The following is a 17,001-nucleotide window of genomic DNA, read 5'->3' on the forward strand; positions in this document are numbered from 1 at the left end:
GGTAAAATAATGATAAGGAAAATAAAGAATTTTTTATTATGTACAGCCATTCTAATAACGAGTGGATGTAATACTCTTCAGGAGGAACCTTCAGGAGTAAAACTGGGCGAAATTAAAGAAGTCCCGTTCACTGATGTTCACTTTACGGACGAATTTTGGTTACCACGAATGGAAATCAACAGGACTGTATCCATTCCATCTGCTTTTCACCAATGCGAGATCAATGGAAGGTTCGATAATTTTGCGCTGGCAGGGGGATTAATCAAAGGCGAACATAAGGGAGATTTCTCTTTCGACGACACTGACCCTTACAAAATTATAGAAGGAGCATCTTATTCTCTCGCTGTAAAATACGACCCTAAACTCGATGCATACCTCGATAGTGTAATCACCTTGATTGCAGCAGCACAGGAACCGGACGGCTATCTTACGACCTGCGTCACGAATAAATGTACGCGTCTTTCGGGCTGGTGGGGCAGCTCGCGCTGGGAGAAAATAAACAGTCACGAATTATATAACAGTGGCCATCTCTATGAAGCAGCCGTTGCTCATTATCAGGCTACACAAAAGAGGACATTACTGGATGTAGCGATCAAAAATGCCAACCTCGTGTGCCAGGTGTTCGGCCCCAACGAAGGGCAGAAACATGTGCCATCCGGCCATCCGATCGTAGAAATGGCATTAGTAAAACTATACAATGTAACCAACGATAAGAAGTATCTGGATATGGCTCGTTACTTTGTTGACGAAACCGGACGTGGTACCGACGGGCACAGGCTCAGTCCTTACAGCCAAGACCACATGCCGATACTCAAGCAAGACGAAATAGTAGGACATGCCGTTCGTGCAGGTTATCTCTATTCGGGAGTTACCGATGTAGCATCTATGCAGCACGACCACAATCTTTTCGAAGCTGTAGACCGTGTATGGGATAATATGGCAAGCAAAAAGCTATATATCATCGGCGGTATTGGTTCTCGGGCACAAGGTGAAGGCTTCGGACCAAACTATGAGCTGAACAATTTTAATAACTATTGCGAAACGTGTGCATCTATAGCCAATGTTTACTGGAATCAGCGCATGTTCCTTGCCACAGGAGAATCCAAATACGTAGATGTGCTGGAGAGAGCACTTTACAACGGGCTTATAGCCGGAGTTTCCCTGAGCGGGGATAAATTCTTCTATGGAAACCCGCTGGCGTCGGATGGTGGTTTCGAACGTGCACCATGGTTCGGTTGCGCATGCTGCCCGGGAAATGTTACCCGCTTTATGGCTTCCGTTCCGGGATATGCATATGCTGTAAACAAAAAAGATATCTATGTAAACTTATTTGTTGAAGGAAATTCTAAAGTAAAACTTGATAACAACGAAGTAGAATTGGTTCAAAAGACTAAATATCCGTGGGACGGGGATGTAAGTATAGAAGTTGTGCCTTCAGTATCTGAAAAGTTTGCTGTGCTTATCCGTATTCCCGGCTGGGCAAAAAACAAACCTGTACCTTCCGACTTATATCATTATGTAGACGGAGCAACTCCTGATGTAAAGATATTGGTAAACGGACAAGATGCTAAAAAGAAAATCAGAGGTGGATATGCCGTTGTAGAGCGTGAATGGAAGGCCGGAGATAAAATCTCGGTACACATGGATATGCCAGTGAGAAGAGTACAGGCACATAAAGAAGTGAAATATGACGAAGGCCTTTTATCTATGGAGCGTGGCCCTATTGTTTATGCCCTGGAAAGTATAGACCAAAAGAAAGATTATTTATTTGATGTGGTGATTCCACGCGATTCGAAAATAGAATCACATTTCGAAAAGAGCCTGCTGAACGGAGTAATGGTACTGGAAGGAAACGCCTATTCGGTAGAAACGGATTCTGTAAATGGCAAAACTGTAGAGAAACCGTTTACATTCAAAGCCATTCCTTATAGCACATGGAACAATCGCGGACAAGGCCAACTTGTGGTATGGACTCCCGAAACTTCAGAATATGCTATTCCGAAACCAGAACCAACCCTTGCGTCTCAGGCTTGGCCGGTGGACGGATGGGGCTTCAACGACCAGTTCGAACCAAAATCTTCGGCAGACATCAATACACCATATCATTATTGGTGGCTAAAGGCGGGAACCGAAGAATCTATCGGATATAAATTCAAAACACCGGAAAAGATATCCAGTTGCGAAGTTTACTGGCTGGCATTCGAGCACTACGATGTAATCTACAAAGCACCCGAATCGTGGAAGCTATTATACAAAGATGGCAATTCGTGGAAAGAAGTAAAAAATGCATCTTCATACGGTACAGAACTGGATAAATACAATAAAGTAACATTCGATCCGGTAACTACAACCGAACTGAAAATGGTAGTACAACTACAAAGACCTAAGGCAGAAAAAGCATCTGACGAAAACGGCCCTCAGGTCGTAGATGTTGGCCGCAGAGGTTATTCAGGCGGAGTTATAGAATGGAAGGTTTACTAAACTAAATGTTCAACAGTGCTTTGAGAATAGGAATTCCAAGCACTGTTGATATTAAATAAAAACAGATAATATGAGAATAAATAGGATTTATATTTTACTTTTCTGTCTTATCCTTATTTTGACAAAATCGGAAAATGTATTAGGGAATAAAAAGATTACAGCGAAATCCCCTGATAACAAGATAGAACTAAATATCTCTTTAGATAAAGACGTTAGTTACTCCATATGGCATATGGGACAAAAAGTTTTGGATGATTCTAAAATCGCGCTTATCCTTTCCGAGAATAATATATTGGGAAATGAGCCTAAACTCTTATCGAAGAAAGAAAAGGTATTTCATGAAAATATAACATCACCTTTTTATCGCACTCAATCATTTTCTGTTGACTATAGAGAGATCAACCTCAAATTTAAAGGAGAATACGGCATCATATTCCGCATCTATAACGAAGGGGTAGCCTATCGTTTCTACACAACACAAAATAAAGAAATAGAAATACAGAACGAGATTGCAGAATTTAATTTCGATAAAGATTACAAAACTTATCTCGCCCATACTACAAATAAGAAAGAGCCGTTCGCGATGGCTTTTCAAAATACATACGAAGTAAAAACATTATCCGCAGCCGATACCAGTTTGGTATTCCTACCTGCAACAATAGATCTGGGAAACAGCAAGAAACTGACAATATTAGAATCTGATCTGGAGACATATCCGGGAATGTTTATCCATTCGTCAAAAGGAGAAAATAGCCTCAAAGGCATATTCGCTCCATATCCTAAAAGCGTAGATTATAACGCGTGGAGGCATCAGGAATATATCACCGAACGAAGTTCTGTTATCGCTAAAACGAAAGGAAACAGAAGCTATCCTTGGCGAATATTAGCTATTACAGAAAAAGACATAGACATGCCTCTCAACAATCTGGTATATGCCTTGGCCTCCCCAAACAGAACGGGTGATTATTCATGGGTAAAACCCGGAAAATCGGCATGGGAATGGTGGAACGACTGGGGACTCTACAATGTAGATTTTAAGGCGGGAATCAATATGGAGACATATAAACATTATATAAATTTCGCCTCAAAATTCGGACTTCAATATATAATACTCGATGAGGGATGGTACGACCCCAAAAAGGGGGATATGATGACAACGATACCTGAAATAGACCTCCCTGAACTTGTATCTTATGCAAAAAATAAAAATGTAGGGATTATATTGTGGACTGTCTTCAATGTTCTCGATACACAATTGGAAGAAGCTTGTAAACATTATTCCGAACTGGGAATCAAAGGTTTCAAAATAGATTTTCTTGACCGCGACGATCAGAAAGCAGTGGAGATGACTTATCGCATAGCTGAAGCAGCCGCACGTCACAAATTGATTTTGGACTTGCATGGATATTATAAGCCGACGGGTATAAACAGAACATATCCTAACATTATTAATTTCGAGGGAGTATTCGGGATGGAAGAAGCGAAATGGAGTACGTTGGAAAAAGACATGCCCCTATATGACGTTACCTTCCCTTTTATTCGTATGATGGCAGGTCCTGTCGACTTTACGTCGGGAGCTATGCGCAATGCGTCAAAAAAAGACTTTCAGCCGATCTATTACAATCCGATGAGTCAAGGAACTCGCTGCCATCAGTTAGCCACCTATATCGTTTACGACTCTCCACTAACAATGTTGTGCGACTCTCCCACCCTTTACGAAAAAGAAGAGGAATACACGCACTTTATTTCATCCATGCCTGTAAATGTAGATGAAACAAAAATATTATCCGGCGAAATAGGAGAATACATCGTTACAGCCCGCAGAAAAGGTAACAATTGGTACATCGGAGGACTTACCAACTGGACTGCAAGAGATTTACAGATCGATTTGTCTTTCCTGAAAGAAGGAAAAAAATATAAAGCAATAATCTATAAAGACGGAGCAAACGCGGAGAAACAAGCGGCCGATTATATACATAAAAATGCAAATTTAGATACAAACACCCAACTTATGTTGCATTTGGCTTCAGGCGGAGGTTTTGCTATAAGTCTCGAAGAAGAGACAGACTTTAATGTAAAACCTACGGCTGTTCCGCCAACCTTAGGTCTCGATGCATTCTATAAAAAATATGTGGATGCGGATGGGATTCCCATAGTATCATCGGATAAGGTAAATGACGTGGCACTCAATAGAGCCGCAAAAGTAATCTCGCAAGTATTATCTAAGCGGGAAGATGTAAAGAAAGCGATGATAACCAAAGGCTGTAAAGTAATGATAATCGGGGAGAAAGAAGAAGTATGCGAGCTTCCTGAATATAAGCATATCTGCGACACTCCCGAAAATACAGCATACTGGAACAAGCGAGCGCGCGGTTTTGGCGGTGCACCCGAACACGATTTCAGTGCCAGTTGCGGCGAAGAAAATGTAATTTGCCTGCCGGGCGACAGATATAAAGGGGAAAGTATACTTGTACACGAATTTGCACATATTATCCATATGGTCGGTATTCTGGGAGTTAATCCGGATTTCGACAACGAACTGGAAGCCTTACGTTTGAAAGCTATCGAAAAAGGCTTATGGAAAGGGACGTATGCCATCAGTAACAAAGAAGAGTATTTTGCAGAAACAGTACAATCATTCTTCGACTGCAACAAATATTCTGCCGAACCGAATGGCGTTCATAATGCTATCAATACAAGAGTGAAACTCAAAGAATACGACCCTGATATGTACAATCTGCTGTTACAATATTTCCCTGAAATAGAGCTGGACTTATGTCCTGATAACAGAACTAATCAATAACGACATGAAGAAAAGTATATATCTCATATTATTTATACTGCTTTTCGATACATTACACGGACAGGAGATAAAATATAATACCCCCGGCGCGGGAAACCCGATTATTCCGAGCTATTTCGCCGACCCTACCGTTCGAAAATTCGGAGATACATATTATATTTATACCACGACAGATGGTACAGGCTTGGGTGTAGGTCCAGCACAGGTATGGAAATCGAAGGATTTTGTGAATTGGACAATAGAACCGATGAACTGGCCGACAGCCAATCAGATATGGGCGCCGGATGTGATGCAGGGAACCGATGGCCGATATTACCACTATTACAGTCAAGCTTGTAAAATATTCTGTGGAGTATCGGACAATCCGACAGGCCCGTGGACTAATATACTCGGCCCGGATGAAGCAGTGCTTATACCCGACCGTTATGTGAAAATGTCCATTACCCTCGATGCACAAAGCTTTATCGACGATGACGGTTCTACTTACCTCTATTGGGGTACATGGGGCATTTATAAAGACCACGGTTGTGGTGTCGGCAAACTGAGCGCTGATATGAAAAGCCTTGTTGATACCACACTGATACCGAACACACAGGCCACCGATTTTTTCGAAGCGCCGTATGTATTCAAACGTAATGGCATTTATTACCTGACTTATTCATCGGGCTCTTGCCACGACCATACTTACCGCGTGCAATATGCGACCAGCAAAACAGGCCCGATGGGTCCTTTCGAATTTGCAGACAACAACCCTATACTGGCTACAAGTGCCGACAGCACTATTCACGGGCCGGGGCATCACAGTATATTGAAGGAGGGTGACGATTATTATATCGTTTATCACAGGCACAATATTCCACAATCGACCCGGGGCTTTTTCAGGCAGGTGGCAGCCGATAAACTGGAATTCGATAAAGACGGACGGATATTGAAAGTAAATGCCGGACATAAGGGGATCGGGTTCTTACAGAAAAATTCTAATCCGTATAAGAATATAGCGTTCGGAGCAAAAGTAAAAGCATCATCTCACTATGATGAAAATTTCAAACCTGAATATGCTATAGATGATAACAACGCCACATTATGGAGAGCCAAGAGCTGTTACAATGATGAATGGATAGAATTGGATTTAGGCAAAGTACAGAATATAAAACGTATCTGGACGCAATTCGAACATGCTACTTCATTCTATCAGTATCTTTATGAGACATCTGTGGATGGTAAGAACTGGACGGTTTTTTCTGACAAGCGCAATAATATACTTGCCGGAAGTCCGATGATAAATCGCAATGATATAAAAGCAAGATATATCCGATTAACAGTTACAGGAAATGAGAAAAACGGGCTATTCCCTGCCGTATGGAATATCAAGGTATTTTCAGCAGGAGAAGACCCATTCCCTGTCAACAGCCAACCTTTCGATAAGCAGGCAAAGACCGCTACTCCGAAAAGGCAAGGATTGCTCTTCGAAATCAATGCCAAAAGTTATCCTACAGGTTCTCTCGTTACCAGAATATTAAATGAGCAAAATAGGAAAGAAGGATTCGACGCTTTCTCAATGGCCATTCCTGTCGAAAGCTATAAGAATAAAGCAGCATTTGCTTTCAATGGATACCAGCAATTCAGGTCTGATTTCGGATTGCCCGAAACTATGACAGGCAATGCACCTTACAGCATTTCAGCATGGATAGCATCCGAAAACCCGAAAGAAAACGAATGTATACTCGATATCAACGAATCGTATGGCGAACTGGAGAAAATAATCTTCGGGTATGGAAGCAGTCCCCGCAGCGGAATCACCATGCATCACGGCTGGTACGAAGATATGGGAATCAAAGATATTAGAACCGACGGGGACTGGAAACATATAGTTGTTACCTTCGATGGATATAAGGAAAAAATATATATTAACGGTATATTTGTAAAAGAAAAGGATATTTTTCTGCGTGTAGGAAAAAGCGAAAAAATTACTTTAGGTACTAAATTTGATGGAGAACATCGTTTCACCGGATACCTCAACTCTCTCAGATTCTATGATACACCATTGACACAGAATGAAATATCGGAACTTTATAATCAAGGAAAATAATATAACAAAACAGATATAGCTATGAAAAAATTAAGTTTAGTCGTTCTTTTACTCACCTGCTACTGGCTAACAGGCTGGGGATGCAACCATCCCGGACACAACCATGTACATGAGCAGAAAGGAGACAATAAGGACTACCCTATCCAGCCGGTAGCCTTTACTTCAGTTAAATTCTCGGATAAGTTCTGGGCACCGCGTATCCGTATCAATCAGGATGTGACAATACCTATTGCTCTCGGCCATTGTTACAATACAGGACGGGTGGATAACTTCAAGAAAGCAGGAAAACTGATACCGGGCTATTTTGCGACTCAACTTACTTTCGACGATACCGATATTTATAAGATCATCGAAGGTGCGGCCTATTCCATTCAGATGTTCCCGAATAAGGAACTGGAAGCTCGCATGGATACATTGATTTATTATATACAAAAGGCACAGGAGCCTGACGGATATCTATATACAGCACGCACAGCGGGAGAACCGGGAAAACTGCACGAATGGGTAGGTGAAAAACGTTGGGAGAAAGATCCCGACCTCAGCCATGAACTATACAATTGCGGACACCTTTACGAAGCGGCAGTCGCTCATTATCAGGCGACAGGAAAACGCACATTGCTCGATGTGGCTATCAAGAATGCCGACCTGTTGGTAAAAGACTTCGGGCCGGGTAAACTGGCTTACGAACCCGGACACCAGATCGTAGAAATGGGACTGGCAAAGATGTACCGTGTGACAGGTAAAAAAGAATATCTCGACCTTGCCAAATATTTCCTCGACCTGAAAGGACACGGACACAGCGGTGAGTACAGCCAGACACACAAGCCTGTTATCGAACAGGATGAAGCCGTAGGGCATGCCGTGCGTGCTGCCTATATGTACTCGGGGATGGCTGATGTGGCTGCTCTGACAGGAAACGAAGCCTATCTGCATGCCATAGACAAAATTTGGGACAATGTGGTTACTAAAAAACTGTATATCACAGGAGGTATAGGGGCGACAGGGCATGGCGAGGCTTTCGGCAAGAATTATGAACTACCGAATATGTCGGCTTATTGCGAAACTTGTGCTGCTATCGCCAATGTGTACTGGAATCACAGATTATTCCTGCTTCACGGCGATTCGAAATATTATGATGTACTGGAACGTACTTTATATAATGGTTTGATTTCGGGTATAAACCTTGATGGTAACCGATTCTTCTATCCTAACCCGCTGGAGTCGGTGGGGCAACACGGACGCAGCGAATGGTTCGGCTGTGCATGCTGTCCGAGCAATGTATGCCGCTTTATGCCGTCGATACCAGGATATGTATATGCTAAGAAAGATGATAAGATATATGTGAGCCTTTTTGTAGAAAGCGAAGGTGAAATAGAATTGGGTAAGAATAAAATCAATCTGTCACAGAAAACAGGCTATCCGTGGGATGGAAATGTTATTATCAATGTAGACCCTGCCAAATCGGAAAAATTCGATGTACTGGTAAGAATACCGGGATGGGCATTGAATAAACCTGTACCAAGTGATCTTTATACTTACCTTAATCCGAAAAAGGAAACTGTAAAGATAAAAGTAAATGGCAAGGATGTAGATTATACAATAGGGAGTAATGGTTATGTAACCCTTTCTCAGAAATGGAAAAAGGGAGATAAAATAGATGTATCGTTCCCTATGGATGTTCATAAAGACGTTGCAAACGAAAAGGTGGAAGACGACAAGGGAAAAGTAGCTATTGAGCGTGGCCCTATTGTATATTGCCTGGAATGGGTAGACAATAAAGACCGTGTGCTGAACGCCGTACTCGAGGACAATGTAACATTCTCCGAAACCTTCTTGTCCGACAAATTGAGTGGTATCCTGCAACTGGAAGCAAATGCCAAAAGTGCATCGAGAGACAAGGACAATAATGTGCTGGTAGAGGATAAACAACTGACTGCAATACCGTATTATGCATGGTCGAACCGCGGAGCGGGCGAAATGGCTGTATGGATTCCGCGTACTGTAGAATCGACACGCCCATTGCCACCTCCTACTTTCTGTACGAATGCGAAAGTATCATCCTCGTCTCCTAACAAATCGATGAGCAGTGTAAACGACGGTTACTGGCCAAAAGATTCGAATGACAGGCATGTACCGTTCTTTACCTTGTGGCCGAAAAATAATTCGCAGGAATGGATTGTTTACGATTTCGACAAGCCTGAAACATTTTCTACTGCGTCGGTATTCTGGTACGATGATGGGCCTTGGGGAGGCTGCCGTATCCCTTTGTCGTGGGGTGTACAATACAAGGATGATAAGGGTGAATGGGTGGATGTAAAAGCCAAAACTCCGGCTAAACCGGAAAAGAATGCCTTGAATGCAATCGAATTTGAACCTGTTACAAGTCAAAGTGTTCGCTTATTGTTTCAGCTACCTGTGCAAGAATCGGTAGGAGTATATGAGTTTGAAGTGAAATAGCACATGTAGATTATGATAGAGGATATGCAGAAACGATTTGTAAAGTTTTAGTACGCATATCCTTTTGTTTTTTGATAAAAGTTTATCTATATGGTAAGCTATTAGCCTTTAGCTTATAGCTCTTTGAAGAAATGGGAAGGATTTAAAGATTCAATGTTTAATAATTTAAAAAATGGAAAAGTAACAAAAGAAAAGTGGCAGTAAAAAAAACTTGGAAAAAGTGTCAGGTTTGTCAAGTTTTGAAATAGTAGAGATGATCTACACAGAATACAAAAGGTGTTACCTTTGTCACTTTTTTACCACAGAGCAAAAAGAATAACACAGAGTTTTTAATAAACGGGATGCCTCGCTCTGCTCAGCATGACAAGACACAGCACTGTTAACTGATGACTGCTAACTGTTCACTGATATTCCTGTTACTTCTGTTACTTTTTAACTATATATCGTTAATATATGTAAATAAATATACAATGAGAAAATTACTTTTTTTTGCTTTACTTATTTCTTCTTTTGCCTACGGGCAAACTATCGACAGCCTGTACAAACAAGCTGACAGGTTCCGGGATAAATATGCTAACAAGTTCTATTACGGCTTGTCGGATATTAAGCCTATAAATGAGTCTCACAGCTTTTGGTATCTAACGCGAACGCCGAAAGGGAGTGAATTCTTTCTGATAAATGCAGATAAAAAAGAGGTAAGTCCGGCCTTCGATAAGCAGAAGCTGGCTACAGCTTTAGCCAAAGTAATCAATAAGGAAACTGATCCGTATAAGCTACCGTTCAAGACATTACAATACAGTAAGAATATGGATTCTATCTACTTCTCTATAGATGAAACCAAATATAACTGTCTGTTGGCCGACTACACCATCTCCAAAGATAAAGACCAGACTCCCCGCAATGATTATTATTGGGGCGGAGTCTTTAAAGAAGACAGGAAAGATAAGGTGAAATCACCTGACGGAAAGAGAGAGGCTTACATTTCGGAAGGTAATCTCTGGGTGACAGATTTGACTACAAAAGAGAATAAGAAAATAAGTATCGACGGCTCTGTTTCTGAATACTATTCATCCAACATCTATTGGTCGCCCGACTCAAAAAAGATAGTATGCTGCAAATACCGTCCTGCCGAAACACGTAAATTATTACTTATCGAGTCTTCTCCCAAAGATCAGCTACAACCAAAAACGGAAGAATATGATTATCCGAAACCCGGTGATGCACTGCCAATCAGACGCCCTGTAGCCTTTGTTATAGATGAAGGAAAAGCCATTGAATTTAAAGTCCCTGATGTGGAAGCGCAATTCAGTCTGGACGATATAAAATGGGATAAAGAGAGTCGCTACTTTACATTCAATTTCAATAAGCGCGGGCATCAAGAGTATGTTATTTATGCAGGAGATATCTCGACAGGGAAAGTGCGTCCTGTTGTAGATGAAAAAAGCCAGACATTCGTTTATTACAATGCATTGTACCAACATTGGTTCGAAAACGGAAAAGAACTGCTATGGATATCCGAACGTGACGGCTGGCGGCATATCTATCTCTATGATGTCTTTACAGGAATGGTGAAGAAACAATTGACAAAAGGCGAGTGGGTTGTAAAATCAGTTGTCAATGTAGATGAAAAGAAACGGACACTGATATTCAAAGCCTGTGGCATGGATAAAGGGGAAGACCCGTATCTGGAAAAGTATTATTCATTAAATATAGACAATGGCAAGATACAGCCGCTTACGCCTGAGAATGCCAATCACAATGTGACCTTCTCTTCCGATTATTCTTACTTTGTCGACAATTATTCGCGCGTCGACCTGCCCCCTACCCTTGTCGTACGCTCTGCTACAGACGGAAAGGTCATATTGAAACCTCAGCAACAACCAGATATAACTAAAGCTGTAGAAGCAGGATGGCGTATGCCGGAAGTATTCTCGGCAAAAGGTCGGGATGGACAGACTGATATATGGGGAGTAATTATACGCCCAACGAACTTTGACCCGAATAAGAAATATCCTGTGATCGAATATATTTATGCAGGTCCGCACGATTCGCACGTTCCAAAATCGTTTGCCATCAGCCAACGGTGCAGCGAACTGGCCGAACTGGGCTTTATAACGGTGATGATCGACGGTATGGGCACTGCTAACCGTTCGAAAGCATTCCACGATGTATGTTGGAAAAACCTGAAAGATGCAGGTTTCCCCGACCGCATCGCATGGATGAAAGCGGCAGCAGCCAAATATCCGGAAATGGATGTAGAGCATGTCGGTATCTACGGAGCTTCGGCAGGAGGACAGAATGCGATGGGTGCATTGCTATTTCATCCCGAATTTTATAAAGTGGGTGTAGCTGCCTGTGGTTGCCACGATAACAGAATGGATAAAATATGGTGGAACGAACAATGGATGGGCTATCCTATAGGTAAAGAGTACGAAGAATGTTCGAATGTGGTGAATGCTAAATTGCTGCAAGGCAATCTGATGCTGATACTCGGCGAACTGGACAATAACGTAGACCCATCGAGTACGCTACAGGTGGTAGATGAACTGATAAAGCAGAATAAAGAATTTGAATTTGTAATGCTACCGGGAATAAGACATACTTTAGGAGGGGATTACGGGGAACGTAAGCGCCGCGACTTTTTTGTAAAGCATCTGCTTGGGGTTGAAGCTCCAGTGTGGAATAAATAAAAACAAAAGCAGAACGACACGATCAAATTGATACTCTATACTGTCATTGGCTCCGCTTCGCTCTGCCGAACGTTGTTTCTGAACGAAGTGAAGAATCCCAACTCTTAAAACGGGATATTTCACTCCGTTCAATATGACAAGAGGCTGTCTAAGTATTTTTAGACAACCTCTTAAATTCTTATATAACTATTTATTTTGCAGGTTGTATCCTGAACGAATAGCTTAGATTCTGATTAGCCGGAATCATATATTCAGGCAGAGGCAGAGGCCCGCAGCTTGCATTGCCAAGTCCTTGTTGGATGCAATCCAGACTGAGATAAGTCTCCGGTTTACGGATCTCATCCAGCTTGAAATCATGTATAGCTTCCCACAGAGCCTGATCGGTAAAATGCAAAGCACTGAATCCCAGTCTGTCTTTGGATGATATCTTCAATCCCTGACCACTTCGGTTTGTAATGCTGACCCATCTTACGTCATCACGGTTACCCATACTCTGAGCACGTACATAATGTTCTTCCTCCATACCCTTTACAGTTGTGGCATACTGACCGAAGAATGCGGAATGTTTCCTGTCCCAATAGTTCTCATGTGGGCCACGGCCATAGTAACGGACATTTTCCATACCTTCAGGCAGTACAACCTGTAGCCCCAGACGATGTATGATCCGTCCGTCTTGTGGAGAAGTGAAACTGGCATCCACATCTATTGTACCATCGGCGTAGATCACATATTTCACCAGATACGGTACACGAATCGGTTTCTCACTGCTGATGGTGGCCGTAGTACTGGATATCACTGTAACCGACTTGCCATCAGCAGCCGTTTGATAAGTAAACATCGGCTTATCGTTTGTTGTCGGATAGTAATTCTGATCGGTATATTTGTCATTGTTCACACTGCGATACCAGTTCAGGTTGAAGCCGTTGTTATTGAATATCATCTCTTTGGCATTGTATTGCAATGAGGTCATAATTCCGGTCTGAGTGTTGAATACGGTCTTGAAATCTGCGCCACCGATAGTCAGATTATCTCCGTCTACACTAGTGACAACATTCTGCATCGTCGAAGTATTCACTGCCGCCAACGGTAGTCTTCTGTTCAGGGCAAATTGCTCGGCAGCAACTGTATGCCCGGCTTTAGCCCAGCTTGCATCCTTTCTCAAAGAGAAAGACAGATTGAGGAAATATTCGCTGCCTGCATCCAGACTCTTATTGTAAGGGATTGTTATCACTGTCTTTTGATTAGGAGCCAAGTCAATAGGGTTCATTTTGCCCGACTCCACTTTTACTCCGTCTTTGATAACTTCCCATGTGATATCGAACTCGTTCAGGTCGGTAAAATCATACTTGTTCTCAATTTCGATCTTACCTGTAGCTAACGACAGGGCTTTGAACTTAATGTACTGGTAAACCTTTTTCACCTCCAACAGCTTGGCAGTAACCCGGCGGTCGGGAGTAGTGAGTCCGTTGTTTACAAAGTCGAAATCATTGGGTTTATCCCCGAAGTCTCCACCCAGATAGTATTGGTTGGCAGGCTTTCCGTACATATTCAGTCCTTGGTCTACCCAGTCCCATACACATCCGCCAATCATACGCTGCGACTGATTTTCGATATAATCCCAGTATTCAGCGAGATTGCCCGGAGCATTCCCCATAGAGTGGGCATACTCGCAAAGGAAATACGGCTTATCGGAATCTTGCTGGTCAAAAGCTGCCATCCGAGCCATATCGGGATACATATGTGAATCTATATCCGCTACTTCATTCTTACCTTCATAGTGTATCGGACGCGAAGGATCAAGCGCCTTCGCCACTTTATACATTTCATCGAAGTTGTCGCCATTTCCTCCTTCATTACCTAACGACCAGAAGATTATAGACGGGTGATTCCTGTCGCGTTTCACCATCCGGTCCATCCTATCCTTATATGCAGGAGCCCAACTTGGCATACCACTGATAGAATGATTACCATGATTTTCGCAATCGGCCTCATCCATCACATACAGCCCGTAATAATCATGCAAGGCATACATACGGGGGTCGTTCGGGTAATGACTTGTGCGGATTGTATTCAGGTTGTGCTGCTTCATCAGCAGGATATCCTGTATCATAGACTCTACAGGAACGGCTTTGCCGAACTGAGGATGAATATCGTGACGGTTTGCACCTTTGAAGAACACCTGCTCATTGTTTACATATACACGCTTGTTCTTTATCTCAATCTTACGGAAGCCAAACTTAGACGACATCGCTTCCACTACATTTCCATTGTTGTCTTTGAGGGTGACAACAGCCGTATAAAGATTCGGCTTTTCCGCCGACCATAGAATAGGTTTGCTTATTGTAGTCTGCAGATCATAAACCTGTTCCTGTCCGCCTTTCAGAGCCTCTACAGGTTGAGAAAGGCTGGCCACCTCTTTGCCTTCCATATCAAGCAAGGATATATTTACGGTCGCAGGTTGGGACGCTTTCTTATCATAGTTCTTTACTGAAGCATTGACTTTAAATGCCGCACTACTGTAGTCGTCCCCCTTAAACTCGGACTGAAGGAAGTAGTCACGCACATGTACTTTAGGAGTTGCAAACAGGAATACACTCCGATGGATACCACTCAGGCGGAACATATCCTGATCTTCGATATAGCTACCGTCCGTCCAGCGATATACTTCCGCTGCAATTGTATTGTCTCCGGTTTTTACATAGTCAGTGATATTAAATTCGGCCACGTTGTTTGCACCCTGGCTATAGCCCACTCTCTTTCCGTTTATCCATACATAAAGTCCGCTATATACTCCGTCGAAATGGAGGAATATCTCTTTTCCATCCCAATCGGCAGGAATTGAGAAATCGCGGCGATACGATCCTACAGGGTTTACTTCTATCTCGTTGGTATATCCTCTTTGCGGCTGTATAAACGGAGGATTGTTTCTGAAAGGGTATGTTATATTGGTATATATAGGAGTCCCGTAGCCGTGCATTTCCCAATTGGAAGGTACAGGTATCTCTTTCCACGAAGAAACGTCATAATTCATCTTGTAGAAATCAGCAGGGCGTTCCGACGGCTTTTTCACCCAGTGAAACTTCCAATTGCCATTCAGAGACTTATATAAAGAAGATGCCGGTTCTTCCCAAGGTTTGTCAAAAGTTTTATCCGCTTTGAGACTTTCCAAGGAAGGGAAAGTATAATAAGTAGCATGTCCGGGCTCTTTATTGATGGCAAAGATAGTCTCGTTTTCCCAATCATATTTACTTGGTTTCTGCTTTACCTCTTTCGGAGCCTTTATGTTGGACGGCACTAATCTCCATACCTGTGATGATGCCGGCATTTGAAATACACGTGCACCTACAGCATCTTCTCCGGTAAAAGCAATTGTAAGGCCACTGCTTCTGTGGGAGATAGCGTATGCGCCGGTTCCGGTGATAGTAAACTTCCATTGCTGGTTTCTGTTTGTCGGATTAGCATCCCATTGTATAATAGGATTTCCATTGCCAGCCGGTTCATTATCGTTATCAATGCTTTTATTGATGAACGGATTGGTTATAGTATAGTAACCACTAGCCAACTTGACTATCTTCCATACCTGACCACGACTATTCTTCACATCTTTGGCCAAATACATATTTGCCGAATTGTCAGGTGCATCACGGTTATCGAGAACCAGACCCGAAGGGCTTACCAACTTGTATAAAACATCAGGGTTGATTTCCTGAGAGGACACTTTCGTGCTGATAAACAGCAGACTTATCACAAATAAAAGGTGATAGATTGTTCGTTTTCGCATGTAATTAATTTTTGATGATTCCGGGTTAATAAGGTTCGTTCACTATTGGACAAACAAAGATAATCTTTTAACAATTCATATTCAAAAACTTCCCTCTTAATCTTACCAATTGATTATGAATTAAGCAGATTATAAAATAAAGCCCTATAGTGTATAAGTGGGATTTTTATCAGAAATTTTATCTATAGGTATAAGCAGTATGGAAATTACTCGTTTGTCGTTCTTTGAAAAAAATTAATCAGCGAATAAATGAAATAGTATAACCGTTTAGCCCCTCCAACCTCTCCGAGGGGCAGGGCTGTTAAGTTCTTTGCTTTATTCTATTATTTTCTGCAGTCATTCTTCACTTCGTTCAGAATCCCGACCCTGAGAAACGAGATGTTTCACTCCGCTCAACATGACAAAGAGGATATAAGAATTCAGAACTTAACAGCCCTGCCCCGAGGGGAGGCGACAGAGAGTAAAAGCTAATTAGCTCCACTGACCGTTAGTTCTTAATTTTTTATTCTTAATTATTAAGTGCTCCCTCTGTTACCTTTGTTACCTTTTGTAGATTTTAGCGGACACGCCCCTTTAGTGTTTCGGGCTTATTGACTCAAAGTGACATACAAAAACTATGTCATAGAAGTAAAAAAGTAACAAGAAGAAAAACCTGAAAAAGATGTTACTTTTGTTACTTTTTACATATAGTTCCTATCTA

The 17,001-nt window shown here is 42.1% G+C and carries 6 protein-coding genes; 5 read left to right on the plus strand and 1 reads right to left on the minus strand.

All coding sequences use genetic code 11. From position 1 onward, the window contains the following. Positions 1-9: 9 nt before the first annotated feature. From QZL88_RS09600 to QZL88_RS09620, 5 genes are all read left to right on the plus strand, one after another. The gene (locus tag QZL88_RS09600) at positions 10-2,481 is read left to right on the plus strand and encodes a glycoside hydrolase family 127 protein (RefSeq protein ID WP_296940536.1); all 2,472 of its coding nucleotides are present in this window, start codon (positions 10-12) and stop codon (positions 2,479-2,481) included. Between the two features lie 70 nt (positions 2,482-2,551). Further along, entirely contained in the window at positions 2,552-5,284 is a 2,733-nt protein-coding gene (locus QZL88_RS09605) for a glycoside hydrolase family 97 catalytic domain-containing protein (RefSeq protein WP_296940539.1), read from the plus strand. 4 nt (positions 5,285-5,288) lie between these two features. Continuing rightward, positions 5,289-7,373, plus strand: a complete 2,085-nt coding sequence (locus tag QZL88_RS09610) for a family 43 glycosylhydrolase (RefSeq protein ID WP_296940549.1) — start codon at positions 5,289-5,291, stop codon at positions 7,371-7,373. A 21-nt stretch (positions 7,374-7,394) separates the two neighbouring features. Next, on the plus strand, positions 7,395-9,830 hold the full coding sequence (locus tag QZL88_RS09615) for a glycoside hydrolase family 127 protein (protein WP_296940557.1): 2,436 nt from the start codon (positions 7,395-7,397) through the stop codon (positions 9,828-9,830). A gap of 470 nt (positions 9,831-10,300) precedes the next feature. Next, positions 10,301-12,520: a S9 family peptidase gene (locus QZL88_RS09620; RefSeq protein ID WP_296940559.1), complete on the plus strand. Its 2,220-nt coding sequence runs from the start codon at positions 10,301-10,303 to the stop codon at positions 12,518-12,520. A 190-nt stretch (positions 12,521-12,710) separates the two neighbouring features. Here the strand turns inward: QZL88_RS09620 and QZL88_RS09625 are convergent, their stop codons facing one another. After that, positions 12,711-16,301 carry a glycoside hydrolase family 2 TIM barrel-domain containing protein gene (locus QZL88_RS09625; protein WP_296940560.1) on the minus strand — a complete coding sequence of 1,197 codons (3,591 nt, stop codon included), beginning with the start codon at positions 16,299-16,301 and terminating at the stop codon, positions 12,711-12,713. Positions 16,302-17,001: the final 700 nt, after the last annotated feature.

It is taken from the genome of uncultured Dysgonomonas sp., from assembly GCF_900079725.1.
GTDB lineage: Bacteria > Bacteroidota > Bacteroidia > Bacteroidales > Dysgonomonadaceae > Dysgonomonas.

Coding starts and splice junctions, on each gene's coding strand:
- QZL88_RS09600 (WP_296940536.1), top strand. CDS start 10: ATGATAAGGAAAATAAAGAATTTTTTATTATGTACAGCCATTCTAATA.
- QZL88_RS09605 (WP_296940539.1), top strand. CDS start 2,552: ATGAGAATAAATAGGATTTATATTTTACTTTTCTGTCTTATCCTTATT.
- QZL88_RS09610 (WP_296940549.1), top strand. CDS start 5,289: ATGAAGAAAAGTATATATCTCATATTATTTATACTGCTTTTCGATACA.
- QZL88_RS09615 (WP_296940557.1), top strand. CDS start 7,395: ATGAAAAAATTAAGTTTAGTCGTTCTTTTACTCACCTGCTACTGGCTA.
- QZL88_RS09620 (WP_296940559.1), top strand. CDS start 10,301: ATGAGAAAATTACTTTTTTTTGCTTTACTTATTTCTTCTTTTGCCTAC.
- QZL88_RS09625 (WP_296940560.1), bottom strand. CDS start 16,301: ATGCGAAAACGAACAATCTATCACCTTTTATTTGTGATAAGTCTGCTG.